Genomic DNA, 26,009 nt, shown 5'->3' on the forward strand with positions numbered 1-26,009 from the left:
AGGTCTTGGTTACGGTTTCACTACCCTAAAGCAAAGTTTTCGACTGTCGACCCTTGCGCCAGCCCGTGGCATTGGCCGCATCCGCACAGACGAGAACACCTTGGCAAAGCGGATCGGTCTAGGCAATCGCATCACGATGCGTTAGAAAACGGGCCGAAACACACCTTGAAGCGCATACCGCAGCCCCATTCACGCTGCGGCCTCGCCAGACCTGATTGGATCCCGCTCATGCCGCATTATCGTTCTCGCAAATCCACCCATGGCCGCAATATGGCAGGCGCGCGCGGTCTTTGGCGCGCAACCGGCATGACGGACGGCGATTTTGGCAAGCCGATCATTGCGGTCGTCAACTCGTTTACCCAGTTCGTTCCCGGCCACGTCCACCTCAAGGATCTGGGCCAGATGGTCGCGCGCGAGATTGAGAAAGCGGGTGGCGTCGCCAAGGAATTCAACACGATCGCAATCGACGACGGGATTGCGATGGGCCATGACGGGATGCTCTATTCCCTCCCATCGCGCGAAATCATCGCGGATTCGGTTGAGTATATGGTGAATGGCCATTGCGCAGATGCGATGGTGTGTATCTCGAATTGCGACAAAATCACGCCAGGCATGATGATGGCCGCGATGCGGTTGAATATTCCCGTCATTTTCGTCTCCGGCGGCCCGATGGAAGCGGGCAAAGTCACCATCGACGATCTGGAGCATTCGCTCGATCTGGTCGATGCGATGGTTGCGGCGGCGGATGACAGCTACACCGATGAGGAAGTCGACGCGATCGAGAAAGCCGCCTGCCCGACATGCGGATCGTGCTCGGGAATGTTCACGGCGAACTCGATGAACTGCCTCGCGGAGGCGCTCGGCCTTGCGCTGCCGGGCAACGGATCGATGCTTGCAACCCATGCTGACCGCAAGGAGCTGTTCCTTGAGGCGGGCCGTCGTATCGTTGACATCACGAAGCGTCATTATGAGGGCAATGAGAAGGGCCTCCTGCCCCGCGAGATCGCGACATTCGACGCGTTCGAGAACGCGATGTCGCTCGATATCGCGATGGGCGGATCGACCAACACAGTTTTGCACCTTCTCGCGATTGCGCATGAAGGTGAGGTGAACTTCACGATGGACGATATGGATCACCTCTCGCGCAAAGTGCCTTGCCTGTCGAAGGTCGCGCCGGCGAAGTCTGACGTGCACATGGAAGACGTGCACCGTGCCGGCGGGATCATGGCGATCTTGGGCGAATTGCACCGCGGCGGCTTGCTGCACGGCGACGCAAAAACCGTTCATGCCGATACGATGGCGGAAGCCATTGCGAAATGGGACATCATGGTCGCCAATGATCCGGCGGTAGAGGTGTTCTACCGCGCGGCACCGGGCGGCGTTCGCACCACGGAAGCCTTCTCGACGCAAAACCGCTACAAAGAACTGGATAAAGACCGCGAAAATGGCGTGCTTCGCTCGGTTGAGCATGCATTCACCAAAGACGGTGGCTTGGCGGTTCTGTTCGGGAATATCGCCGAAAACGGCTGCATCGTGAAAACCGCGGGCGTGGATGAGTCGATCTGGAAATTCACCGGCAAAGCCAAAGTTTATGAGAGCCAAGACGATGCCGTCTCGGCAATCTTGACTGGCAAAGTCGTTGAGGGCGAAGTCGTCGTTATCCGCTTTGAAGGGCCGCGCGGCGGGCCGGGGATGCAAGAAATGCTCTACCCGACCTCCTATTTGAAGTCGAAGGGCCTTGGTAAATCTTGCGCCCTGCTCACCGATGGCCGGTTCTCGGGCGGCACTTCGGGCCTGTCCATCGGTCACGTCTCGCCGGAGGCTGAAGAAGGCGGGATGATCGGTCTGGTCGAGACGGGCGATCTAATCGAGATCGATATCCCGAACCGCACGATCAATCTCGCCGTCGATGCGGCAACTTTGGCCGCCCGCCGCGAAGCAAAAGGTCCGTTGCCGTGGAAACCCGCCGCACCGCGCACACGGGCCGTTTCAACAGCGCTGAAAGCCTACGCGATGTTCGCTTCCTCGGCTGCGAAAGGCGCTGTGCGGATTTTGCCGAAGTAAGCGCGCGTAACGACTGAAATAAAAAAGGCCGCGCTGTTTGCGCGGCCTTTTTGTCTATTCATTGAACAGAGCCATTCGCCCAGCGCCCCTTAAAGCAGGCGTTTTTCTTCCAGCAAGTCCGGTAGATCGTTTTCGTATAAAACGACATCGGCAGCGGTCAGCCCCATCGCCGTCACGCCCTTCATAGCATCGTTCAGCGTCGCGACTTCAATCACCTCCGCACGCGCATTTCGCGCCGCGAGCGTGAAGCTCGGGATGCGGCTTGGATTGACCGCATAGATCACATCGCACAGCTGCCCCGCCTGTCCGCCAAGCGCTGTGTGGACGCGATCGTGCTCGTTGCCCAGTTCCGCGACGCCTGGCGTCACAAGCACTGCTCGCCCGCCTTTCTGATCCGCAACCTCACGCATCACGCGCATCGCGTTGACGAAACCCTCCTCATTCGAGTTATAGGCATCATCAAGGATCAGGGGCCCCTTCCCCGCGTCTTTCTTTTGCAAACGGTGCGGGACTTGGCTCACAGTCGGCGTAATCATAGGCAGCCGCGCAGTGACATCAGGCGCAATCGCGTCGATCAACGCCACGCAAAGCGCCATATTCATCACATTATGCTCCCCAAGGAGAGGCAAGATGAACGTATGCTCAGCCCCCGACGGGAACCGCAACGCGATGACCCAATCCGCGCCCTTCAAGACCCGCGAAAGGATACGGACATCACAGCCCTCCCCCTCACCGACGACGACGAACTTCTCCGGATGGCTGGACCGGAGGGCCGCGAAAGGTGCGAGTTCCGCGACACGGTCCGTCACCACAACTTTCTTGCCATGCGCACAGACATGCGCCGCGAGTTCCGATTTCGCGATCGCGGTATTCGACAGCGAACCGAACCGTTCGGCATGTGCGTGACCGACTGCGGTGATGATCCCGTAGTCCGGCTGCGCGAAGTCGCAGAGGCGCTTAATGGAACCGATCCCGTAAGCACCCATTTCCGCGATGAAATACTTATGTGACGGCTGAAGGCGCTGACGAATATGGCGCGTGAGACCTAGGACGGTATTGATTGATCCGCGCGAGTAAAACACTGGGCCGGCCACGCCGAGCAATTCGGCCAACATATGTTTCACGGTCGTTTTGCCGAACGATCCCGTGATCCCGATCGTCTCGGGGCGCATTTCGGCGAGCTTGTCCGTCGCTTCTCTCACGAAGCCATCGTTGATCCGCTGTTGCATCGGTTGCAACACGGCATTGGCAGCCATCAACGCGAAAGGAACAATCTGGATCGCAATCAATGCCACGATGACCCCGAACCCCGACAGCGCAACGATCACCGCCGTCGCAGCCCGCGCAAGACCCAACATCCGCGTGGCGCGTTCGGTCATGACGAGCGGCTTTTTGAAGGTATAGCGGCTCTCGCGCCACGCAATGACCACCAATGCCAAGGCGGCAAGAACGGGATAGAACAACGCAAGCCCCGTGATCGCCTTCAACAGCCACAGCACAGCAAGTGCGACACTCGCCTGCACATCGTAGAGCCGCACATCCACAAGGGCGCGCAGATACCGCGGCGCATCATATTCTTCTTGCTGGAAATAGGCCAAATGCGTTTTGGAACGCACCCATCCAAAATATCCAAGTGCCGCGATTAGCAAAATCGTGCCGATCAACTCGCCCGTCATCATCGCGCGGCCTCCTTTTCGATCATGGTCTTCACCGCCAAGGCAATCTGATGATGGCCCCGCGAGAGAACCGTGTGGTGGTCCAGTTCGGGTAACTCGACGTAGCGACCCTGCCCTCCGCCCGCGCAAATCGCCGCAGCGATGCGCTGTCCCACCTCAGGCGGCGTATCGGTATCGCGCGCACCGTAGATCATCTCGGTTGGCACATTGATCCGCCCCAAATCCGCCGTTTGATCCTCGCGGATCGTCTCGAGGAAGATGTCGCGCATGTTGATTTCGCCCGAATGAATATAATCAGCCGATCCGTATTGGCGTTCCAGCGCGTCGCGCTCAGCTTGGGTTTTGGCCATGTCGCGCTTGAATTTGAAAATGTTCTGGCGCAGCTTGCCGCGCCAGACATCTTGCGGTTTGCGATTGCGCGGGATGCCCGCAGAAGCCGCAAGCACCATACCGATGAGCGATTGCGGCGCGCGGACGCCCGCGCGCAAGCCCATCCTGCCGCCAAACGAATGCCCGACCCAAACAAACCGCGAGACGCCCTGATCGCGCATGAACGCAAGCGCATGATCCGCATAAGCGCCCGTATCCCACACACCGTCCGGTCGCGGCGTCTCCCCGAACCCTGGCAAATCCACCAGATAGCTGCGGGCGATTGGGGCCAAAGCCTCCGCCGTGGGGATGAAATCGCGATGATCGCGCGCCCATCCATGGGTGAAAAGCACGGCAGTGCCGCCGGTATCGCCAATGGTCGTGAAATGCATCTCGCGCCCGCTTCTATGGTCATTCTGAGTGTATAAGCCCATAACACGTATGGTTTACGCTCTACAATTGCGATAAATGCGAAGACAGAATTTGGCCCCGATCCCCTGCGGCCACCCACAGATGCGAGACGTCCCGATGCAAAATACGACTCCTCACTCCGCCAAAGACACCCCCCGCAAAGCGCGCATCGTCGTTCTGTTTGGCGGCTCGTCCCCCGAACATGATGTTTCCGTTATTTCGGCGAGCCAGTTGATGGACGCGGTGGATGTGCGGCGTTTCGAAGTGATTGCCGTGCATATGGGGTGGGATAACCTCTTTCGAACCGGCCCCGCCTTACGCGATGTGCGGCGCTACCGCCCCGTTCCGGCTGGTCTGAAGTTGGTGCAGTTCGGATGGGGTGATCGCGGCGCGCAAATGGTGGTGGAGGGACAAGACCCCTACCCGATTGATTGCGTCTTGCCTGTCTTCCACGGCACCTACGGCGAAGATGGTCGCGTTCAGGCCTATTTCGAATTGCTCGGTATTCCCGTGACTGGGTTCAACGCGCTGAACTCAGCCCTTGCGATGCGCAAGGACCTGACGAAGATGGTCGCGAAACTCGCGGGGGTAAACGTTCTGGATCATGTCGTCGTCCGCCGTGAGGACGCAGGCGATAGCGATAGCTTCGTCAACGCCGTGGAGGCCGGTTTCGGGTTTCCGGTGATCGTGAAGCCCGCGTCTTTGGGATCGTCCATCGGTGTTGGGCTGGCGAAAAATGCCGACGAATTGCGTGAGCTGGTGGCGGGAGTCGCCCTGCAAGATACGCATGTTTTGATTGAGCCGCAGGTACAGAACCTGCAGGAATACAACATCGCAGTGCGGCAAGTGGCCGGTAAGCTCGAGTTTTCCGCGATCGAACGCCCGAAGGGCGCCGATGACCTCCTCGACTTCAAAACGAAATATCTTCCATCCAACGGCGCTGTGAAGGGGCAGTCCCTGCCATCGGAGGGGATGCTTTCACTCACGCGAGATATCAACCCAGACATGGCGGAGGCGGAGAAGTCCACTTTGCTAGGCTATGCGCAAAGCGTCTTCCTCGGGCTTGGCGGTCGCGGCGCGCCGCGGATGGATTTCATGATGAACGCACAGACCCGCGAGATCTGGTTCAACGAGATCAATCCAATTCCGGGGTCTTACGGGTTCTTCTTATGGGAAGCCTCGCGTGACAATCCAACGCTCTTCCCTGAGCTGGTGACGCATCTGGTCGAAGAAGCGATGAAAGATACCCTTAAAACCTTCGAAGATCCCGTTCCGCAAGCGGCGCATCTTTTGCCACGATAATTTGGAAACAAGGCGGGATGCAGCGCGTCCCGCCAATGCGCATCAAACCGCGACTTGAAAAGACATTTCGCCGGACGACCGTCGCCAAATCGTGAGCTTACAAAGATGTTGGGAGTAGTGGTACCACCTCCCCGGCTTGAACGGGGGACCTCCTGATCCACAATCAGGCGCTCTAACCAACTGAGCTAAGGCGGCACTGCGTGGGGATTTAGACTCGGTTGCGGATGAATGCAAGGGGCGGAATGGCGTTTTCGTGGCATTTTCCGTTGCCTCGCTGCGACATTGGCGGTAGCAGCCATCAGCACATCAATAGGAGGCACCTATGGGCATCGACAAAGAAAGCGAAATCTCGGCCAATTTGCAAATTGGGCCGACCTCTCTGGGCATGGTGCGAATCTATCTGGAAGGTGACGGAATCGAATTGCCTCTGGATTTCGAGCCGGAGGAAGCGGAAGAGATCGCAGAAGAACTGATGGCGGCGGCGGAAGCTGCGCGCAGCATGGCGGGCGGCAAGCCTCGCAAATAATCCCTCACGCGGCCTCACAAAGGGGATAGCTTGGGATCAATCAGGTTTTGCAGCCGCCCTGCCGCGACCCGCGCGAATTCGATCGTCAGCACTTTACGACGCGCAGGCGCCAAAGCGACAAGTGGCGCCTCGCGGGCCATCTCCGCGCCGAACCCATCCGCGATGAAAAGACCGGTATCCTCCGGCAAAAGCTCTTGCGGGAAGTCCGTATCGACCGCCCAGAAATACCTGTCGCACCAATCAACATATCCTTGCCATTTCTGATCCGAGCGAAAATCGGCGCGGCTGGATTTACACTCTACAATCCAGATTTCTCCCTTGCGGCCCAGCGCCATGATGTCAGCACGAAGCCGCGGGCGCAGAGGCATTTCCAGTACGGGAACCATGCCAAACCCCTGCAACGCACGCGCCGTGCCGCGCGCAAGAATTTGTCCCGGTTGAAGATCAGAGCGTCGCATGTGGTTAAGATGGGGCGGAAGCGGGCCGCTGTCCAGTTGACGTTGCGGACCGCCACACCTTACCCGATCACCACCCAAGCCAGCAAAACGCCATGCGCGATGAGCACGCACATAACCGCGAGTGAGCCTAGATCCTTCGCCTGTCGCCCCGCTTCGGACCATTCCGGCGAGATCCGGTCGATGATGACCTCAATCGCCGTGTTAAGCGCCTCAACAGAGATGAGAAGTGCAAACAGCGCCGCGAAAATCACAAACTCAATCGCTTGTGCGCCCAACGCAAAATAGGTTGGGATCATCAGCGCGCCAATCAATACCTCATGCCGAAACGCCGTCTCGGCCCATAGTCGCCGCAACCCGCCCGACGAATAACTTGCAGCCGCGAATATATGGCGCCAACCCGTCACAGGCACGGGCTTTGCACCGCCCCCCGTGGCACTCCCCCCCTTCCGGTCGGCCTTGGGCGCGGCAATCTCGTTCAACTTATGTGGTCGTGATTTCGTCACAGCAATCCCTTTCACGGCTGCACCTTCGCAACCGTCTGGCCGATACAACCGGCCAGAATATCCCGCCTTCTATCATAGACATCGGATTTGATATCGACGATCCCAAGGAGTGTCGAAAACATATTGTCTTGGCTCAATGCGTCTTGGTGCTTATGCGCAACGCAGGTCTGATCGAGCCCCATCTGCGTGCGGTAGCTTTTAGAAAACCACATCATCATTGGCACCTTATACTGCTGCTCAGGGGCCATGAACCGCGGCGCTCCGTGCAGGTAGAGGCCATTCTCTCCAAGACTTTCGCCGTGGTCCGAAACGTAAAACAACGCGGGCGTCACGCGGTCTTGCGCCGCACTCAGAATGTCCACGCTCGAGGCGAGGATATGATCGGTGAAGGCGATCGTGTTGTCATAGGCATTTCGGATTTCCTCGTTCGTACATTTCGCGAATTCGGGCGTCCGGCAATCGGGCGTGAATTTTCGGTAGCTTTCCGGATAGCGCATAAAATACGCGGGGCCATGCGATCCAATCATGTGAAACACCAAAACCGTATCTTCCGTGATGGTGTCGATCTTGCTCTGCAGCAGGGTCAGAAACGCGCCATCAGTGCATTCTCCCGCTTCACACGACGCGGGATACATGTCAGCCGTGATGGGCGACCATCCAATCCGCTTTGCGATAGATTGGTCGCCCGTATTGGCGTCATACCATTCCACCTTCACACCGGCGTGCACCAAAACATCCAACAGGTTCTCCTGACTTTTCGCTTTGGTGTCGGAATACTCCGCCTGCGTCAGCTTCGAAAACATGCAGGGCAAGGATACCGCGGTCGCCGTGCCGCAGCTCTCGACTTGCGAGAAATTCAGGATTTCGCGCTCCGGCGCTGCCGTCTCGGGCGTCGTATCTCGAGGGTAGCCATTGACCCCAAAGTTCATCGCACGCGCCGTCTCACCCGCGAAAACCACTGTCAGCATCGGCTTTTCGAAGCCTGCAAGGCGTTCGCCCTTCACCGCATCAGCGCCCAGCGGCTCGACAACCAGATTTGCGTTTTTCATCTGTAGTTTCGCGTAGCGCAACATGCCCTTAATCGGCGCGAATGGCTGGCTCGCCTCCACAATATCCTTCCGCTCACGGATCACCGCCGAGTAGGATTTGAAATCTGAGTACAATAGCGAAAGAAAGAGCGCGACCGAGAGCGTCGCCATGCCCGCCCAAGCGGCCGTATCGCGCCATATTCCGCGCCGCCGGACTTTAACCCACAAAATAGCCACCGCAGGCAAAACCCCAAACAGCGCGACATGCGTAACGAATTGTGCTGTCACGAGATGATGCGCCTCATTGAAAGTCGTTTGCATCACATTCTGGATCATATCGCGGTCAATCGTCGCGCCCAGTTCATCTTGATAATAAGATGTGACCGAGCTCAGCAACGTAATGAAAACCAGCACCGGTTTATGGAACCAGCGAAACCCGAGCACCGATATGACGATCAAGGTCAACGCACCAAATGCGCCGCCGAAGGCGAGGAGCTTGAAGACATGTCCGTCGAAGACCGGGGCTGCCCGCGACCAGAATGTCGAATTGCACAGCGCCAATACGTAAAGCGCCACGGAAACATTCATCGCCCAAGCGGGCAATGTCGGCCGCGCGAGGCGCGCCTTAAATGAAGGCAGGACGGGAGGGATGGGAGCGTGAGTCATAGATTGGCCTCAGGTTGTTTTGCCCCCCTGTGACGGGCGAACCTGACACCAGCCTGAACGGCCGACCTTTTTTGCGTTTTAGCCCATTGCCTCGCGCTTAAAGCAACGGGCTCAGATCAACTCGCGCACAAAACCCATCCGGACGACCGGGCGCGGGCGAAGCGAGACTGAATGCGATACCAGCGTTTTGCGCGACCGTGGCGACAATCGCGAGGCCCAGCCCCGCGCCTTGCGCGCTCGCGCCAGCCCGTTCGAACCGCGTCGTTAAAGAACCCAGCGCTTGGGGCGTAATCACGCGCCCGCCATTGGACACCGTCAGCTCACCCCCCTCGGTCAGCTCAACACGGATTGGTTGCGCGGCATCGCCATGCTTGACGGCGTTTTCCGTCAGATTGCGAAGCATCACCCCGAACGCATCGCGGTCCAAATAGCTAGGGAGCGTTTCAGGGAGTGTGATGTCCCAACCCGTCGGAGGATCGCCCATTTCCCTAAGAACCAACCGTATCACCGGCACTAGATCATGAGCCGTAGGAGATAGAACTCCGCCCCCTTCGGCGCGTGCCAGCTCCAGCAGTTTCTCCGACAAACGCGCGATCCGCGCGAGCTCACGTTCAATTCCGAGCGCACGCCGACGCAATGGGCCCTCCGGTGCCTCTGCGATCAGTCGCTGCGTCTGGGCCAAGGTGGCCGCAATCGGCGTACGCATTTCATGCGCCGCATTTGAGGCAAAGCTGCGCTCAGCGTCGAGCGCGCGGCGCAGCCGCTCAAGCAAGGCATCAACCGCATCATGGATCGGGCGCAATTCGACAGGCAAATCCGCATCGCCAAGCGGCGACAGATCACGCGCGCCGCGCCCCGCAACCTCTTTCGAGAGGTCATCGACAGGCCGCAAAGCGCGCCGTGAAATCCACATGACAAAATAAAGGCTAAGCGGCAGCAAAAGCAGGATCAGCGGCGCGGCGAGGGCTTGGACAGTCTCCCGCAAAGCCTCCGTCCGCCCGGCGCGGGTTTCACCGACCTGCAATGCGTAGCGTCCGTCATCAGAGATCCGTGTATAGACCTCGAAATTTTCCGTGCGTGAATGCCCTTCGGTCAGAGGCGCCGAGAGAAGGTCGGAGTCAATCCTCGGCATCTGCATAACGATCATACCCTCGCCGATGCTGCGCAGAACCCAGATGAAGGAATCATCGCCCTGCACAATGTCGCTCACGATATAAGGCGCAGTATCCCTGACCGGTGGCATGACCGAGAGCGTTTCCAGCGCAAGCGGCAAGAGGCGCTCGGCCGTGAGGGCTAGGAGGCTTTGGGACAGTTCATCCACCTCATGGCGAAGCGTAAAGCCTGAAGCCAGCATCGCTAAAAGCCAGACGATGCCCATCGCGCCCGTCAGGCCGAACGCTAGCCGTAACCTGAGGGAAAGCCGCCGCTTCATCCCCGCACCGACGATACCAGACGATAGCCAAGGCCGCGGTGCGTCTCGATCATGTCACGGCCCAGTTTTTTACGCAGGCGCGAGACATACACCTCAATCGTGTTGCTTTCGACCTCCGCATCAAATGAATAGAGCAAATCTTCTAACTGGCTCTTCGTGACGATTTGGTTCGGCTTTCTCAGGAGTCGCTCCAAGATAACCCATTCGCGCTGGCTGAGGGAGATGGCCCCCTCCGGCCCGATGATTGTGCGGCCGCTGACATCAATTTCAAAACCAGCCACATGCAAAGTCGGATTTGGGTTGCCACTGTAGCGCCGCGCCACCGCGTTGATCCGCGCGGAAAGCTCGGCCAGATCGAAAGGCTTGACGAGGTAGTCATCGGCACCCGCATCAAGCCCCGCGATCCGGTCAGTGATCCGGTCGCGTGCGGTTAGAATTATGACCGGCGCGGCCGCGTTGCGCGCAAGAGGTCGGCCGCCGCGCGCGCCGTCCCGAAGTTGTCGCAAGAACTCAAGCCCCGTACCATCAGGCAACATCAAGTCGAGCAAGATCAATTCGTATCGCTGCGCCTCACAAAACGCGACAGCCTCGCCCAAACGTTGCGCCCAATCCGCAAGATACCCCGACGCGGCAATATGGTCGCGCACCGCGTCGCCCAAGCCCGCGTCATCTTCCACGAGTAAAATCCGCATTCGATCTCCGCAGCGCGGTCTGGTCACGCCTTTCGCGACGACCGCATCTGATCGAGTCTCCGTGTTCTGCGCGTAATTTACAAGCTCCGCTCTTGCCGATTGCCCATACGCACCTTATCTGGAGAGAAGGCGGGTTTCTGCCCCTCTCGTGAAAGGCCCTTTTCCAGTGGCCGATAAGCACTTCCGAGGGTGCTGGCTCTGGCGAGGCCCTGGTCTCGTTATCTGGCGCCCACCTGATCAACTCAGGCTCTCGGGAAATTCACGCCTTCACGGTTGCCGCGGTTCTCGCCACCGGCATAAAAAAAGCCCCTCCGAACATCATGTTCCGGAGGGGCTTTTTATTAAAACGAGAGGCTTAGCGGCGCGTTTTACGGCTTTCTTGCGCGACACGCACGGGAATCATCTCGCCCGTCATGCGCGGCGCGGGGCGACGACCGCCTCCCCCAAAACCACCGCCGGAGTTCGATTCGTCGTCATCCTCGGCCATCGCCATGATCGCGATGCCGAATTGAACCGCCCCAAACACGATCGTGTTGAACACCACCAGCATCACAACCGCCAGCACGCCAATATCAGATCCCAAAATCAACGTGCGAAGGTTCGCGATATTCAACCCGAGCAACAGACCGACAAACACGACGGCAGCAGCAAAGCCGATCAACACGTTGCGGATGTAGAAGCTGACAAGTTTAGGCATTTCGACTCCTCCAAGTTAAGAGAAGTGTAACGCTTGAGCGACAGAAGCAAAGGGGTTTTGTGCAATTGCGGCGAAAATTGGGCGCAAATCTGCGGATCATCCGGATAGGCTGGGCGTCAAAAGGCGGGAAGCTCGCGCCTTTTGACAAGATTTAGGTGATTCTCATCACAAAGAACGATCAGAAGGCCTCTGGCCGGAAGGCCCGTGCCATGTGATCCAACACGGCATTGACGAACTTCGCCTCTTTGCCTTCGGGGAAGAACGCGCGTGCGACATCCACGAATTCGTTGATCACAACTTTGGGCGGAGTCGCCGGCGTCGAGAGTTCTGCGCCGGCCGCGCGGAACAATGCGCGCAAAACAGGGTCGATCCTGTCGATCGGCCATGCAGCCACCAATGCGCGATCGGTGGCCTGGTCGATCTTGCCTTGCCACATCACCGCATCATCAAGCAAGCGTTGGAAAAGATTGCTATCCCCGTCCGCCATCTCGTCGCCCTCATAGACAGCGCCAAACCGGTGATTGAGGAATTCCATCCGCACCCGATCAACGCCTTGGCCTGCCGCTTCCATCTGGAACAGCGCCTGCACCGCATAGAGCCGCGCCGTCGATTTCATCTGACGCTTTTCTTCAAGGGTCAGCTTGCGGGGCTTTGGGGCCTCGGGGATTTGGATCTCGTCAGTCATGCGCGGTTCTCACCTTCGGGCTCGCCTGCAATACGGAAACTCTCGCCGGAGGGGCGGAATCCGATGCCTTTGGTCTGGCGGGCCCATTTGCGGGAAAGTGCGATCAAATGCAAGGCCGAGTGGGCCGCTGCCGCGCCTTTATTGCAATCGATGGTCAATGATAGCGTATCGCCGCCATCATTTTGCGGCGGACATGCACGCGCCTCAGCTTGCGCGATGCCCTCAAGCGCGAGAATGCCATTGCCAATACAAAGGCCTTCGACCCCCATCATGGCGAGGGCTGACGCACTTTCACGCGCGATGAGATCAAAAGACAGCGTATCGCCGCGCACAAGACAGCCCAGCGCGATGAACCCGTCAAAATCCGCCATCCGCGCCGCGAACCGAATTGCCGCGGGAATGTCTTGAGCGCTTGGAACCTCGATCCTCTCCAGATGCGCGCCGCTCTGATCGGCGACACTCTGGGCGCCTTGCAGCAACAGATCGGTGATGGCCTTGTGATAGGGCGCAACGACCGCAAGCAGTTTCAGTCCGCTCGGCAGGTCGGGGGGCGGCAGAATATAACCTTGGCTCTGCGTCATTCGCCAAACTCTTGGAGGCGGGCGACATAGCGCGCCAGCGTGTCGATTTCCAAATTGATCTTCTGCCCGACCTTTGCCGCACCCCAAGTCGTCACAGTCTTCGTATGCGGAATAATGTTGACGCCAAAATCACACCCATCGACCTCATTCACCGTCAGTGACGTGCCATCGAGCGCGACAGAGCCTTTCTGCGCGATATATTTGGCCAGCGTTTTGGGCGCACGGAAGGTGAAACGTGTGCTCTCACCCTCGTCCACGATCGCGATAATCTCGGCAACCCCGTCAACATGACCCGACACGATATGCCCGCCCAGCTCATCCCCTAGCTTGAGAGCGCGTTCGAGGTTCAAAATCGCGCCCTCCGACCAATCAGCAATATTTGTCTTGGAAACCGATTCTGCCGAGATCTGCACATCAAACCAATCCGCGCCCTTGGCGATCACCGTCAAGCAGCAGCCATTGCATGCAATCGACGCGCCGATGTCGACGGTATCCATCGCATAATGGCATCCGATGCGCGCACGCAAATCGCCCGATTGGACAAGGCTGCGGATTTCGCCTTGATCTGTGATGATACCAGTAAACATTGGGCCCTCCGGTCATTTTCTCTTGCCTAGCGCCTGTGTCGCAGATGAGCAAGTATCATGCCGAATTCGCGCACGCGATTGGTGCTCAGCAAACAGGCAAAACACGATTTTGACACATCTGGGCCTCACACATGCCGGAGATTTACTTTATCTTGGCACGTAACGCGTAGGGGTGTTTTGCGTGACACTTCGTAAGTTTGGCGTCAAATGTATCAGTGAAACGGGGGTGACCCCGAAGAAAGTTATCGATGACCCCATTGAACCGCCGTTTTTTGTTGCTCCAAGGCCCGCATGGCCCGTTTTTCTACCAGCTCGGGCGCATGTTGCGCCGCGCAGGGGCTGATGTGTGGCGTGTCGGTTTTAACAAAGGCGACGAAAATTTCTGGTTCCACTCAGCCTCTTATCTTCGCTACACCGGCACACCGGAAAACTGGCCCGATCGCATAGCGAAACTCCTTGCTGAAAAGCAGATCACCGATCTCGTCCTTTACGGGGATACGCGCCCGATCCACGCCCAAGCAATTGAAGCCGCACGCGAAATGGGCATCGAGGTTCATGTCTTTGAAGAAGGCTACCTGCGACCCTATTGGGTGACGTATGAGCGCGGCGGCTCGAACGGGCATTCACGCCTGATGGACATGAGCGTGCATGACATGCGGGCCGCGTTGGCCGACAGCGAGATCGAATTCCCTGAAGCGCCGTCTCATTGGGGGGATATGCGCCATCATATTTTCTACGGTGCGCTCTATCATTTTTTCGTCATGGTTCGAAACGGTCCTTATCGCAACTTTCGGCCGCATCGCGGGGTCTCGGTCTTCCGCGAGTTTCTGCTGCATCTCAAACGCCTCGTCGCCCTGCCCCTCCACATGGCCGAGCGGCGGATCGCCACGCGCCGCATCCGGCGCGGCGGGTTTCCGTTCCATCTCGTTTTGATGCAGCTCGAGCATGACGCGAGCTTCCGGATGCATTCGCCGTTTACCTCGATGACGCAATTTATCGATCTGGTTATGGACGGTTTCGCCTCCGGCGCCCCGCAGCATCATCACTTGGTGTTCAAGGCGCACCCGCTTGAAGATGGCCGCGCTCCGATTACATGCGCGATTACCCAAGCAGCGCGCCGCCACGGTGTCGAAAAGCGCGTCCATTTCGTGCGTGGCGGGAAGCTGGCCGCACTTTTGGCGCAAGCCCGGTCGGCCGTGACGGTCAACTCAACGGCCGCGCAACAGGTTCTCTGGCGTGGTCTGCCGCTCAAGGCATTCGGCGCAGCCGTGTTTGATAAGCCCGAGTTCGTGTCGTCACAGCCGTTGCCCGAGTTTTTTGCCGCCCCAACGCGCCCCGATAGCCGCGCCTACCGCGATTATCGCCACTACCTCCTCGAAACGAGCCAAATTCCGGGGGGGTTCTACTCCGCCTTGGGGCGGCGCCAATTGCTACGCCAAGTCGTCGACCTGATGCTCTCACCGGAAGATCCCTACGATTCCCTAACCGCAGGCAAAGCGGCCCCTCGGCAACAGTTGCGCGTCGTTCACTGAACAGTGCTGGATTTTTTGAAATCGCTTCGCTACAGTTTTCGATAAAATCGAGAGCAGCATCCCGAAAGAGGAGCGCGAGCAGTGCAAGTATTAGGTTTCAAGGGGGCGCGCGCGCTCACCCTACTGGTCTTTGTGGCCACGGTCGCGGCATGCGGCCTGCCACGCTCTGGCCCTAACAGAAAAGAAATTTTCGCAGGATCCGTGCTGGAAGGCGGCGATGCCTTCGTCGTGTCTGTGAACGATCACGTAACCCGCGCGACAGCGGTGATGCCTTCGCTGGGCTTCTCCTCGTCATTCCGCAATGCGGGCGTGATCGGTTCGGACGACATTCGCGCTGGCGATGTTCTCGGCCTCACGATCTGGGAGAACGTGGATGACGGGCTCTTGGCGCCGCGCGGGGCGAAAACTACGGCGCTGACCGAAGTTCAAGTCGATGGCGCGGGCAATATTTTCGTGCCTTACGCTGGCAAGATTAAAGCTGCGGGCAATTCCCCGGACGGCCTGCGCAAGATCATCACCTCGAAACTCGACGCCCAAACACCCGACCCCCAAGTCACCGTGACGCGGCTCGCAGGTGATGGCGCGACGGTGTCCGTGATGGGCGCGATTAACGGCCAGGGTGTCTACCCGATCGAGCGCCCGACCCGCACCTTGTCCTCGATGATCGCCAAAGCGGGCGGCGTCGCCATCGAACCGGAAGTCGCGCAGATCGTCGTGAAACGCGGCTCCATGTCGGAACGCGTTTGGCTGATGGATCTCTATGAGAACCCGCAAATGGATATCGCGCTTCGCCCCAATGATACGATCCTCGTCGAACAAGACACGCGGTCCTTCGTGACATTGGGTGCTACCGGCGCGCAGGCGAAAGTAAACTTTGAGACGAAGACTCTTTCCGCGATTGAGGCAATCGCCACCGTCGGCGGCCTGTCAACAAACCTCGCCGATCCCAAAGGTGTCTTCGTCTTCCGCAACGAGCCGGAAGAAATCGCGCGCATCGTTTTGGCGCGTGACGATTTGATCGGGGAGCAGCGCCTGATTTACGTGCTGGATCTGACCCGCCCGAACGGGATGTTCATGGCGCGCGACTTTGCTATTCGCGACAACGATACCGTTTACGTGACAGAAGCGCCTTACGTTCAATGGCAGAAAACGCTCGCCGCGATCAATGGCTCGGCCAGCGCCGCCAGCTCGATCGACTCGGCTGCGGGCGGTTAATGGATCGAGACCAAATTGGAACAGCCGCCGAGGTGCTTCCTCGGCGGCTGTTCCATTACAATCTCGGCTTCTTGCGTGATCCCCATCTGCGACGTGTCCTCGCGTTACGCGGCGCGCCGCTCGCGGTTGGCCTGCCTGACGAAGGCGATGGCGTAGCAGTCTGGGGACGATCGAAATACGCAGCGCGCGGCGAAGCCGTAGCGGCGAAATATGGCGCGCCTTTGATCCGGATCGAAGATGCTTTTCTGCGTTCGATCAAGCCCGGTCGGTTGCGGACAAGATGGCGGCAAGGTGATCTGGCGCAGGGCTATTTAATCGATCCGATCGGTGTACATTTCGACGGCGCGTCCCCTTCGATGCTTGAATACCTCTGTGCGAAGCATCCGCTGGATGATGCGCATCTTTTGACCCGCGCGCGAGACGGCATCGCGAGACTGCGCGCGCTGCACCTCTCCAAATATAATCTGCATGATCCCGCGGTCTCCCCGCCTGCGCCGGGCTATGTGCTGGTCCTCGATCAAACCGAAGGCGACGCATCGATCCGCTTCGGCGCCGCATCCGCGCGCACCTTCCGTGAGATGCTGGGCGTGGCAGAGATCGAAAATCCCGGCGCGAAAATTCTGATCAAGACACATCCCGACGTCGCATTAGGACTGAGGCAGGGGCATTACGGCCCCGAGGTCGCTGGACGCGCCGAGTTTTACACAGGTCAAGCGTCACCTTGGGATCTGATGGAAGGGGCCGTCGCAGTCTATTCGGTGTCATCGCTGATGGGGTATGAGGCGATTTTGGCGGGTCACAAGCCGCGTATTTTTGGCCAGCCGTTCTATGCCGGCTGGGGGCTGACCCAAGACGAGAACGCCCCGATGCGCCGCGAGCGCAAGCTCACCCGAGCGCAGATCTTCGCGGTGTCGCATATTCTCGCGCCGACGTATTACGATCCATGCCGCGACAGGCTATGCTCGTTTGAGGAAACACTCGATCAGCTAGAGGCGGAGGCGCGGGCTTTTCGGGCGGACCGCGACGGCTATCTGGCGGGGGGCATGTCGCGCTGGAAACGGCCGCATCTGCGCCGGATGTTCGGACAAGAAGCGCCTTTGAAATTCACCGATGATTTGCCCGAGCCCACAGGCCCCTGCGCCCCCGTGATGTGGTGGGCAAGCAAGGTAACAGCGGACATCTTGCAAAAGTCGGATGCAGACGGGCGCATTCTGATCCGTGTTGAGGATGGTTTCATCCGGTCCAAAGGCCTCGGGGCGGAGTTGATTGCGCCGCTATCACTGGTGACGGATTACACGGGAATTTACTACGATCCCACCTCCCCTTCTGATCTGGAAACGCTCATCGGCGCGCCCTGCCCGCCCTATGCAAAGCGCCGCGCCGAACGTCTCGTTGCGCGCCTTCGCGCTGCGAATGTGTCGAAATATAATCTGGCTGGCGCCCTCCCGGATCTTCCGCAAGAGCATCTCGTGTTGGTCCCCGGACAGGTGGAGGACGATGCCTCTATTCGTACGGCGGCGGGGTCCATCAAGACCAATCTTGAGCTCTTGCGTGCGGCACGTGCCACCTACCCAGACAGTTTTATCGTCTATAAGCCTCATCCCGACGTGGAGGTCGGCTTACGCACCGGAGGCATCGCCGCCTCAGGCGCGCTGCAATATGCTGATATTATTGCGAAAGAGGCGCATCCGATCGCGCTTTTAAACGCGTGCGACGAAGTGTTCACCATGACGTCCCTGATGGGGTTCGAGGCGCTTTTGCGCGGCAAGCCTGTGACCTGTACCGGCTTGCCGTTTTATGCCGGATGGGGCCTGACCCGCGATCTTACAACTGAGTTTTCATCCGCCCGCGCGCGCCGGACGGCGCGGCCCGATATTCTGGCGCTCGCCCATGCGACTCTCATCGCCTATCCGCGTTATATCGATCCGGTAACACAGCGCCCCTGCCCGCCGGAAACGGCGGTTGAGCGTTTGGTGACAGGCATGATCCCAAAATCGGGGCCTTGGAACCGAGCAACCGCGAAGCTGCAAGGATGGCTCAGCGATTACGCGCATCTGTGGCGATAGTCGCGCATTACGCTCTTAGGTGCGAATCCAAGTGTGCATAATGTCACCGTCGATCTCCTCGACATCGGCCAGATGGAAACGCGGCGCAAGACTTAAGCGCGTCAATCCCATCGCCCCCGTGCCGGACCGCCCGTCAGCGCCGATCACAAGTCCCGCCGTGAAGGACACGAGACAGTCGACGAGCCCCGCTTGCAACAGGCTCGCGGCAAACTCGCCACCACCCTCACAAAACACACGCGTCAACCCGCGATCGCCCAGCGCGCGCAAAATTGCGGTCGGGCTCATCGGGGATGGGCCCTCGATCTCAATTAACTCGGCCCCGATGCCCGACCAGAACGCCCGCGCCTCAGAGGGCGCTTGAGACGTGTGAAACAGCCAGACCGGACCTTCGTGAAGCGACGCCGCCAAGCGCTCGCGCGGCAGATCGAGCGTACTTGCGGCGACGATCCGCACCGGCTGGCGCGCGACTTTGATGCCGCGCACGGTCAACAAAGGATCATCCGCGCGCGCAGTACCGCCCCCCACGATGACCGCATCATGACTTGCGCGCAAACCATGGACCCGCGCCCGCGAAGCGGGATTGGTGATCCATTGGCTCTCGCCAGACGCCGTCGCAATACGTCCGTCCAGTGAGGTCGCGAGCTTGAGCGTAAGCATAGGCCGACCCTGAGTGATCCGCGACAGAAAACCACGCAGATCGGCGCGCGCCTCGTCTCCCAAGAGCCCCTCGACAACCTCAATTCCCGCGGCACGCAACAGGGAAAAGCCGCGCCCAGCTACACGCGGATCCGGATCGCCCGTCGCGCACACAACCCGCGCGATGCCCGCGTCGATAAGCGCCTCGGCGCAGGGGCTCGTGTGACCGTGATGAGCGCAAGGCTCGAGCGTGACATAGGCCGTAGCGCCGCGCGCCGCGTCTCCCGCCTGCTCTAACGCAACGCGCTCGGCATGTGGGCGGCCGCCTAGCTGCGTCCATCCGCGCCCAACGATGATATCGTCTTTCGCAATCACGCATCCAACGGCAGGGTTCGGCCATGTCTGGCCAAGGCCGCGTCGCCCAAGGGACAACGCAAGCCGCATGTAGCGAACATCATCCATGATTTATTCTGGGTCCACGGCCAACGGGCGAAGCTCGGACACGAATTTATCAAAATCGTCCGCCGCTTGGAAGTTCTTGTAAACGCTGGCAAAACGCACATAGCCGACAGTATCGATCCGCGCCAGCGTCTCCATAACGATCTCACCGATTGATTTCGAGGGGACATCTGTCTCACCCATCAATTCAAGGCGGCGCACGATACCGGAGATCATTTGATCAATACGCTCAGGTTCGACAGGCCGTTTCTGCATGGCAATCCGGATGGAGCGCTCAAGCTTGTCACGATCAAAATCTTCGCGCTTCCCAGAGGTTTTCACCACAACCAAGTCGCGCAGCTGAACGCGTTCATACGTCGTGAAACGCCCTGCGCAGGCCGGACAAAATCGACGCCGCCGGATCGCTACGTGATCTTCAGCTGGTCGGCTGTCTTTAACTTGTGTATCGACATTCCCGCAGAATGGGCAGCGCATGGCCTTCCCCTTTTCGTTTGATACCGCCTCATGTGTGGGGTCTTACGCCCCTATTTCCACAAGACTATAGGCCAGCACCCATTCTTTGGGTAGCAAAAATGTGAGCATACCACATGCGGTATGCTACGACTGTGGCGCTGAAGACTCAAAGCACAACAGCCGCGCCTTATCGTGCCACGCCCGGTGCGATCATCACAAAGGGCGGGCCGAATTGTTTTAAGAGGATGCGCGCTTCGCGGGCCGCGCCTCGGTGCGATCTGTCGCGAGGATCGCGAGGCACTCGGGCGAGATATTCATGATTGCCAGCTCCGAAGCGTAAAGCGCATCCAGCTTCTCAGCCGTAAGACCCTTTTTCTCCTCGCCCAAAGGCGCGTTCGTTCCGTCACCGACGCCCGTTGTCAGCTTGTAAGTCCCGCCAGTTTCTTCGGTAACGAACATGAAGCAAGTGCCCGCCTGCGAGATTTTCGGCTTAGCAGTGCTGCCTGCGCTGCTTGACGGGGAAGGCACGATGTTGCCGTTCTCATCGACCGTACAGGCCCCGATGGCGAGAACGCATAAGACGAAGGACAGCGGGCGCAGATGACGGAACATGGATAGCCTCGTAAATTGCAGTAATCCTTGAGGGATAGCAGGCCAAGCACGTTGGGGAAAGCGGTTTGCTTGACGTTCGGGAAAAGCATCGCGCCGCGGGACCAGATCCTTTCGTCAGATGAGCGCAAGAAAGGCCCCGAAATCCCGCCAAATGCTCGGATCCCAAGAACCACGCGCGGCGCCAGAGGTCGAGGGTAAAACCCACAGCGGCGGCAGGCCTGCAATGCGTTCTGGATGCAAGCCGTAGTTCAGCGCCCGTGTCGGGCAGCCCAGAAATTCTGCCGCAGCGCGCTTGCTATTAAACCCAATCGCGCGCGGCCCGAGCTCCCGCATCTGCGCGTGCACCCGATGGGGCGTAAAGGCGGCCTTCGCGATCTCATGGTCCATCCCCGAGACACCTTTTGCGATATCGGTGAGCCCAATTCCTTGGGAAAGAAGAGCAGCCTCATCGCCCACCCTCAAAGGCGCACGCACCAAACCCGCCTCGTACAAAACGGGCCAAAACCTATTCCCCGGTCCGGCGTAATAACGGCCAAGTTCGCCCGATTTACGAGAGGCCGCAACGCCGCAAATCACGGCGCGCAAATTCGAGGCGAGATAATCAGGAAGCATTCGCGCACCAATAAAAAAGCGCCCCGAAGGGCGCCTTTTCATCTCTAAACCTGGATCGTTTACTGATCAAGGAAGCTGCGCAGCTTGCGCGAGCGCGACGGGTGTTTCAGCTTGCGAAGCGCCTTCGCTTCGATCTGACGGATACGCTCACGCGTTACCGAGAACTGCTGGCCGACTTCTTCGAGCGTGTGATCGGTGTTCATCCCGATCCCGAAGCGCATCCGCAAGACACGTTCTTCGCGCGGCGTGAGCGAAGCCAGAACGCGCGTCGTCGTTTCCTTCAGGTTCTCTTGAATCGCCGAATCCAGCGGCAGAACCGCGTTCTTATCTTCAATGAAATCACCGAGTTGGCTATCTTCTTCGTCGCCAATCGGGGTTTCCAACGAGATTGGTTCTTTGGCGATCTTCATCACCTTGCGAACCTTATCGAGCGGCATTTGCAGCTTTTCTGCAAGTTCTTCCGGCGTCGGCTCGCGGCCGATTTCGTGAAGCATCTGACGGCCGGTCCGCACGAGCTTGTTGATCGTCTCGATCATATGCACCGGAATCCGGATCGTCCGCGCTTGGTCCGCAATCGACCGCGTGATCGCCTGACGAATCCACCACGTCGCATAGGTCGAGAATTTATAGCCACGGCGATATTCGAACTTATCGACCGCTTTCATCAACCCGATATTGCCTTCCTGAATCAAATCGAGGAACTGCAAACCGCGGTTGGTGTATTTCTTCGCAATCGAGATCACGAGACGCAAATTCGCCTCGACCATCTCTTTTTTCGCCTGACGGGCTTCTTTCTCGCCCTTCTGCACTTGGTTCACTATGCGGCGATATTCTTGAATATCCACGCCGACATATTGGCCAACAATCGCCATCTCGGCGCGCAGCTCTTCAACCTTATCGGCCGAACGCTCAAACAGCGCCTGCCAGCCACGGCCCGCTTTCGCAGCCATGCGCTCGGTCCAAGTCGGATCGAGCTCGCAGCCCCGGTATTCGTCGATGAATTCGCGGCGGTTAATCCGGGCGGCATCCGCCAATTTCACCATGCCGGAGTCAATCGACATGATCTTGCGGTTGATCCCGTAAAGCTGGTCAATCAGCGCTTCAATCCGGTTGTTATGAAGGTGAAGCGAATTCACCAGCTCAACAATCTCGGAGCGGAGTTTTTGATATGCGGCTTCCTCGTTGAGGGAGAAGCTATCATCTTCGTTCAACGTCGCCGACATGCGTAGATCTTGCATCTCGGAAAGTTTTGCATAGTCGCCGGCAATGATTTCCAGCGTCTCAAGCACTTTCGGCTTCAGCGCGGCTTCCATCGCAGCGAGGGACATATTTGCGCCCTCGTCGTCTTCATCATCGTCATCATCATTCGAGATGATCGGATTGCCGTCAGCATCCAACTCGCGCTCATCAGAACGCTTGCTGCCAGTGTCAGTTTGCACACCGTCGGTGACAACCGGCTCTGCGGTTTCGTCCTCGTCATCTTCGAGACTCCGCCCGAAGGTGGTTTCCAGATCGATCACATCACGCAACAAAATATCTTCGTTGAGAAGTTCGTCGCGCCAGATCGTGATAGCTTGGAATGTGAGCGGGCTTTCGCACAGCCCGAGGATCATCGTGTTGCGACCCGCCTCGATCCGTTTCGCAATCGCGATCTCGCCTTCGCGCGACAGCAGCTCAACCGAGCCCATCTCACGCAAGTACATTCGGACAGGATCGTCCGTGCGATCCAATTGTTCGGTTGTCGTCGTCGAAACAGCAACGTCACGTGGGCCATTATCCGTTGTCGTCAACGCGCCGCCGGACTCAGCCTCATCGGCCTCGTCATTCTCGATGACGTTGATGCCCATCTCGGAGAGCATCGACATCACATCTTCGATTTGCTCGGAGGACACCTGCTCTGGCGGCAGAACCTTATTGAGCTGGTCATATGTGATATAGCCACGCTCGCGGGCCTCCGCGATCATCCGTTTGACAGCGGCTTGGCTCATATCGAGGGAGGTTTCCTCGGAGTCGCGGTCGTCCGGCTTGCTATCGTCGATGTCTTTGGCGGCCATGGGCACTCCTTGAGCTTCCGTGCGGGGCAAATGATTGCCCCGATAGGGCGGGGAGAATCGAATCACCCCGTTTGTATCGAATCATAACAGCGAATCACAGGGGCCGAATCAAAGCCTCTGCGGTTCGGGTAAGTCTCTCGCAATCGGGCGGGGCCGCAAGGGCTCCACGCTGTATTTTCACACTGGCGCCTATCTTTTACGCCAGATTTCACCTTCTATCATCGCTTTAAGCTTCGCGCGGTCGCGGGCTTCTTGGTCTTCGCCCCCGCCATCGGCATCAAAATCGGTGCGATCGGCGCGATGCCTTGCTTGCGCCGCTTGGGTTAAACGCCACGTCACCCCCTCGTCAGCAAGCCCGCCCAAGTCTTTCGCCGCGTCTGCAACCTCCGCCCGCATGGCACGACGCGACTCCAATTTCGCGAGCTCTTCCGCCAGAACGCGGTAAGCCATATCAGAATCATTCACCTTAAGCACGGGCGGTGCAGAGCGGATGTGGGGGCGGCTGAGCAATGTTTCAAGATCAAAGCCGACTTCGCGATCCAATCTATCGCGAATCATTTCCGACGTCTCGTCGGGATGGCCCAACAGTTGCTGGCGGATTCGGGCGTGGCCGACGTGGCGCATTTTGAGCCGCTCGAGACGCCCTTCAACCTTTGCGATCAGCGTGGGGTGAACGACCAAAATGGCAAGGATCATTGCCTCGCGCAGATCTTCCTCAAGGTCAGGGTTGGATGCCATCGCCAAGGCGGATGCTTTTGTCGCATCCAAGGGCGGAAGCGGCGCTGACCACGACCGTCCTCCTTTGTTGAAGCCACCCTTGTTGAAGCCACCCTTGCCGAAGTCGCGCTTGCCGCCTTTGGGAAACCCAGTCTTGGCGGCAGAGCCCGAAGGATAGCTACTTTTGGGAAACATCCCCTTCCCCACCGTTTGGTAGGGTTCGGCGTAAGGGTCGCCTATCGGCGCTCCTGCCGGGTTGAATGCCTGCCGTGGACCAGAGGGGGAAGCCGCCTCAGGAGCAAACCCGCCCTGATCATAGCCATCCCATCCTAAGTCACCACGATCGTATGACCTGTTATCAAAATGCGCGCCATGGTCCGCGTAATTGGCATCATAGCCGCGATCATAACCATCGTCGTAGGGCGCAGCACCGTAAGCACCTTCCGCCGCGCCGCCATGAGGCGAGTCAAACCCTGCATCGAAACTATCCCCCGCAGAGCGCTGCGTCCCAAACAGTTCGGCACGGCGCTGCTTGATGATTTCGGCGTAATGGACGCGAATGGAAGGATCTTTGAGTTTCCCGATCAGGGCGTGCAGCTCTTTATCGAGGCGGGCGCGGCGTTCTGGGCTGTCAAACACCTGGCCCTCAATCGCACGGCTCCACATCAGGTCGATCATCGGCTTCGCTCCAGCCAAGAGCTCGGCCATCGCCTCGCGTCCCTGCGCCTTGATCAGATCGTCCGGATCTTGGCCCTCGGGCAACACCGCAAATCGCAGCGCATTCCCTGCCTCCAACAGCGGCAGAGCGAGATCAATAACACGCAGCGCGGCACGAATTCCCGCAGCATCACCATCCAGCGCGATCACCGGCTCCGGGTGAATCCGCCACATCAGGCGCAACTGATCCTCGGTTACGGCCGTGCCCAGCGGCGCGACGGCACCGCCAAATCCCGCCTCAACCAGCGCAATCGCATCCATATACCCTTCGCAAACGATCAGCTGTGCGCCCTTCCCGCAGGCCTCGCGGGCTGGGGCATGGTTGTAGAGATTGAGCCCCTTGTGGAAAAGCTCCGTATCGGGCGAGTTGAGATATTTCGCGCGCGCATTCGGATCCATCGCGCGGCCACCCAAGCCAACACAACGCCCCCGCCCGTCGCGGATCGGGTAGATAATCCGCCCGCGGAAACGGTCATACGGGTCGCCTCCGCCCTCCGGCACCGCGCAGAGACCAGCATCCACGATCAGTTGCCGGTCGATCCCCTTCTCGGTCAGCGCGCGCAGAACGCCTTGTCGGGAATCGGGCGCGAACCCGATCTCGAAACGCGCCAAGGCATCCGCGGAAAGCTGTCGCTTTTTAAGATAGTCACGCGCCGCAGCGCCCCCCTGCGTCGAGAGTTGCAAGCGGTAGAATTTCACCGCCTCCTCCATCACATCAGCAAGCTGCTTGGAGCGACTGGCGCGCTGCGCCTCGCGGGGATCGCGGGCGGGCATTTGCATCCCTGCCTCGCGCGCCATGATCTCAACCGCCTCCATGAAACCAACATTTTCGGTTTCTTGAATAAACTTCAGCGCATCGCCTTTGGCGTGACACCCGAAGCAGTAGTAAAATCCCTTCCGATCATCGACGTGGAAAGAGGCCGATTTTTCCTGATGGAACGGGCATGGTGCCCACATATCGCCCTTGGCTTGGTTGGACTTGCGCGTATCCCATAGCACTTTACGCCCCACGACCTGTGAGATCGAGATGCGGGTTCGAAGCTCGTCGATGAATCCGGGTGGTAAACTCATACCGTCTATATTGTGCCTGCCTGCGCGAGAGTCGAGAGCCGGCGAATGCCGCGCGCGGGTTTCATTTCGTTTTCCACGGCCCCATGCCGCGTTCGCCGATGTACGGACACAGCGTCACGCAATACCGCGCAACGGCACCGAATCAGCGCCGAGACAATCGCACCCGCTGAGCAACGCGGTGCGCCCCG

23 protein-coding genes and 1 tRNA gene are annotated in these 26,009 nt (G+C 58.8%); 6 read left to right on the forward strand and 18 right to left on the reverse strand.

What is annotated here, in order from left to right; all coding sequences use genetic code 11:
* Window positions 1-228 precede the first annotated feature (228 nt).
* The gene (ilvD, locus tag SJY32_RS11130; protein ID WP_376874999.1) at window positions 229-2,064 is read left to right on the forward strand and encodes a dihydroxy-acid dehydratase; all 1,836 of its coding nucleotides are present in this window, start codon (window positions 229-231) and stop codon (window positions 2,062-2,064) included.
* 89 nt (window positions 2,065-2,153) lie between these two features.
* Here the strand turns inward: ilvD and SJY32_RS11135 are convergent, their stop codons facing one another.
* The gene (locus tag SJY32_RS11135; protein ID WP_376875002.1) at window positions 2,154-3,743 is read right to left on the reverse strand and encodes a Mur ligase family protein; all 1,590 of its coding nucleotides are present in this window, start codon (window positions 3,741-3,743) and stop codon (window positions 2,154-2,156) included.
* Entirely contained in the window at window positions 3,740-4,501 is a 762-nt protein-coding gene (locus SJY32_RS11140) for an alpha/beta fold hydrolase (protein WP_376875005.1), read from the reverse strand. Before SJY32_RS11140 ends, SJY32_RS11135 begins: the two co-directional genes overlap by 4 nt.
* Window positions 4,502-4,637: 136 nt before the next feature.
* Here SJY32_RS11140 and SJY32_RS11145 point away from each other — a divergent pair, with 136 nt between their 5' ends.
* Entirely contained in the window at window positions 4,638-5,822 is a 1,185-nt protein-coding gene (locus SJY32_RS11145; RefSeq protein WP_376875008.1) for a hypothetical protein, read from the forward strand.
* Between the two features lie 118 nt (window positions 5,823-5,940).
* Here the strand turns inward: SJY32_RS11145 and SJY32_RS11150 are convergent.
* A tRNA-His gene (locus SJY32_RS11150) sits at window positions 5,941-6,017 on the reverse strand.
* Between the two features lie 127 nt (window positions 6,018-6,144).
* Between SJY32_RS11150 and SJY32_RS11155 the strand changes: the two genes are divergently transcribed.
* Window positions 6,145-6,348 (forward strand): DUF6324 family protein, encoded by a 204-nt coding sequence (locus tag SJY32_RS11155; protein WP_376875011.1) that lies wholly within the window; start codon window positions 6,145-6,147, stop codon window positions 6,346-6,348.
* Window positions 6,349-6,362: 14 nt separating this feature from the next.
* Here the strand turns inward: SJY32_RS11155 and SJY32_RS11160 are convergent, their stop codons facing one another.
* The 9 genes from SJY32_RS11160 to SJY32_RS11200 form a co-directional block, all read right to left on the reverse strand.
* On the reverse strand, window positions 6,363-6,806 hold the full coding sequence (locus SJY32_RS11160; RefSeq protein ID WP_376875014.1) for an MmcB family DNA repair protein: 444 nt from the start codon (window positions 6,804-6,806) through the stop codon (window positions 6,363-6,365).
* Window positions 6,807-6,865: 59 nt separating this feature from the next.
* The gene (locus SJY32_RS11165) at window positions 6,866-7,309 is read right to left on the reverse strand and encodes a diacylglycerol kinase (RefSeq protein WP_376875017.1); all 444 of its coding nucleotides are present in this window, start codon (window positions 7,307-7,309) and stop codon (window positions 6,866-6,868) included.
* 11 nt (window positions 7,310-7,320) lie between these two features.
* Complete coding sequence (locus SJY32_RS11170) at window positions 7,321-9,003, reverse strand: phosphoethanolamine transferase (protein WP_376875020.1); 1,683 nt, start codon at window positions 9,001-9,003, stop codon at window positions 7,321-7,323.
* Between the two features lie 97 nt (window positions 9,004-9,100).
* Window positions 9,101-10,435, reverse strand: coding sequence for a sensor histidine kinase (locus tag SJY32_RS11175; protein WP_376875023.1), 1,335 nt, complete (start codon window positions 10,433-10,435; stop codon window positions 9,101-9,103).
* Window positions 10,432-11,127, reverse strand: coding sequence for a response regulator transcription factor (locus SJY32_RS11180; protein ID WP_376875026.1), 696 nt, complete (start codon window positions 11,125-11,127; stop codon window positions 10,432-10,434). The genes SJY32_RS11175 and SJY32_RS11180 overlap by 4 nt, the downstream gene beginning before the upstream one ends.
* 355 nt (window positions 11,128-11,482) lie before the next feature.
* A complete protein-coding gene (locus SJY32_RS11185; protein WP_376875029.1) occupies window positions 11,483-11,824 on the reverse strand; it encodes a hypothetical protein in 342 nt (113 codons plus the stop codon).
* Between the two features lie 178 nt (window positions 11,825-12,002).
* Window positions 12,003-12,509 carry a transcription antitermination factor NusB gene (gene nusB / locus SJY32_RS11190; protein ID WP_376875032.1) on the reverse strand — a complete coding sequence of 169 codons (507 nt, stop codon included), beginning with the start codon at window positions 12,507-12,509 and terminating at the stop codon, window positions 12,003-12,005.
* Window positions 12,506-13,090 (reverse strand): 6,7-dimethyl-8-ribityllumazine synthase, encoded by a 585-nt coding sequence (locus SJY32_RS11195; RefSeq protein ID WP_376875035.1) that lies wholly within the window; start codon window positions 13,088-13,090, stop codon window positions 12,506-12,508. The genes nusB and SJY32_RS11195 overlap by 4 nt, the downstream gene beginning before the upstream one ends.
* A complete protein-coding gene (locus tag SJY32_RS11200) occupies window positions 13,087-13,677 on the reverse strand; it encodes a riboflavin synthase (RefSeq protein ID WP_376875038.1) in 591 nt (196 codons plus the stop codon). The genes SJY32_RS11195 and SJY32_RS11200 overlap by 4 nt, the downstream gene beginning before the upstream one ends.
* A gap of 248 nt (window positions 13,678-13,925) precedes the next feature.
* Here SJY32_RS11200 and SJY32_RS11205 point away from each other — a divergent pair, with 248 nt between their 5' ends.
* The 3 genes from SJY32_RS11205 (at window position 13,926) to SJY32_RS11215 (ending at window position 18,490) form a co-directional block, all read left to right on the forward strand.
* Window positions 13,926-15,209 (forward strand): capsule biosynthesis protein, encoded by a 1,284-nt coding sequence (locus tag SJY32_RS11205; RefSeq protein WP_376875041.1) that lies wholly within the window; start codon window positions 13,926-13,928, stop codon window positions 15,207-15,209.
* Window positions 15,210-15,290: 81 nt separating this feature from the next.
* On the forward strand, window positions 15,291-16,424 hold the full coding sequence (locus SJY32_RS11210; protein ID WP_376875044.1) for a polysaccharide biosynthesis/export family protein: 1,134 nt from the start codon (window positions 15,291-15,293) through the stop codon (window positions 16,422-16,424).
* Window positions 16,424-18,490, forward strand: a complete 2,067-nt coding sequence (locus tag SJY32_RS11215; RefSeq protein WP_376875047.1) for a capsular polysaccharide biosynthesis protein — start codon at window positions 16,424-16,426, stop codon at window positions 18,488-18,490. Before SJY32_RS11210 ends, SJY32_RS11215 begins: the two co-directional genes overlap by 1 nt.
* Before the next feature lie 15 nt (window positions 18,491-18,505).
* Here the strand turns inward: SJY32_RS11215 and ribD are convergent, their stop codons facing one another.
* From ribD to dnaG, 6 genes are all read right to left on the reverse strand, one after another.
* Window positions 18,506-19,588, reverse strand: coding sequence for a bifunctional diaminohydroxyphosphoribosylaminopyrimidine deaminase/5-amino-6-(5-phosphoribosylamino)uracil reductase RibD (gene ribD, locus SJY32_RS11220; protein ID WP_376875050.1), 1,083 nt, complete (start codon window positions 19,586-19,588; stop codon window positions 18,506-18,508).
* A 3-nt stretch (window positions 19,589-19,591) separates the two neighbouring features.
* Window positions 19,592-20,059: a transcriptional regulator NrdR gene (gene nrdR, locus SJY32_RS11225; protein WP_376875053.1), complete on the reverse strand. Its 468-nt coding sequence runs from the start codon at window positions 20,057-20,059 to the stop codon at window positions 19,592-19,594.
* Between the two features lie 216 nt (window positions 20,060-20,275).
* The gene (locus SJY32_RS11230) at window positions 20,276-20,650 is read right to left on the reverse strand and encodes a hypothetical protein (RefSeq protein WP_376875056.1); all 375 of its coding nucleotides are present in this window, start codon (window positions 20,648-20,650) and stop codon (window positions 20,276-20,278) included.
* A gap of 114 nt (window positions 20,651-20,764) precedes the next feature.
* Window positions 20,765-21,262: a mismatch-specific DNA-glycosylase gene (locus tag SJY32_RS11235; RefSeq protein WP_376875059.1), complete on the reverse strand. Its 498-nt coding sequence runs from the start codon at window positions 21,260-21,262 to the stop codon at window positions 20,765-20,767.
* Window positions 21,263-21,321: 59 nt separating this feature from the next.
* Window positions 21,322-23,316 carry an RNA polymerase sigma factor RpoD gene (gene rpoD / locus SJY32_RS11240; protein ID WP_376875062.1) on the reverse strand — a complete coding sequence of 665 codons (1,995 nt, stop codon included), beginning with the start codon at window positions 23,314-23,316 and terminating at the stop codon, window positions 21,322-21,324.
* Window positions 23,317-23,505: 189 nt separating this feature from the next.
* Window positions 23,506-25,821, reverse strand: a complete 2,316-nt coding sequence (gene dnaG / locus SJY32_RS11245; protein ID WP_376875065.1) for a DNA primase — start codon at window positions 25,819-25,821, stop codon at window positions 23,506-23,508.
* Window positions 25,822-26,009: the final 188 nt, after the last annotated feature.

Source organism: Albirhodobacter sp. R86504 (assembly GCF_042466415.1).
Taxonomy (GTDB): Bacteria; Pseudomonadota; Alphaproteobacteria; order Rhodobacterales; family Rhodobacteraceae; genus Albirhodobacter.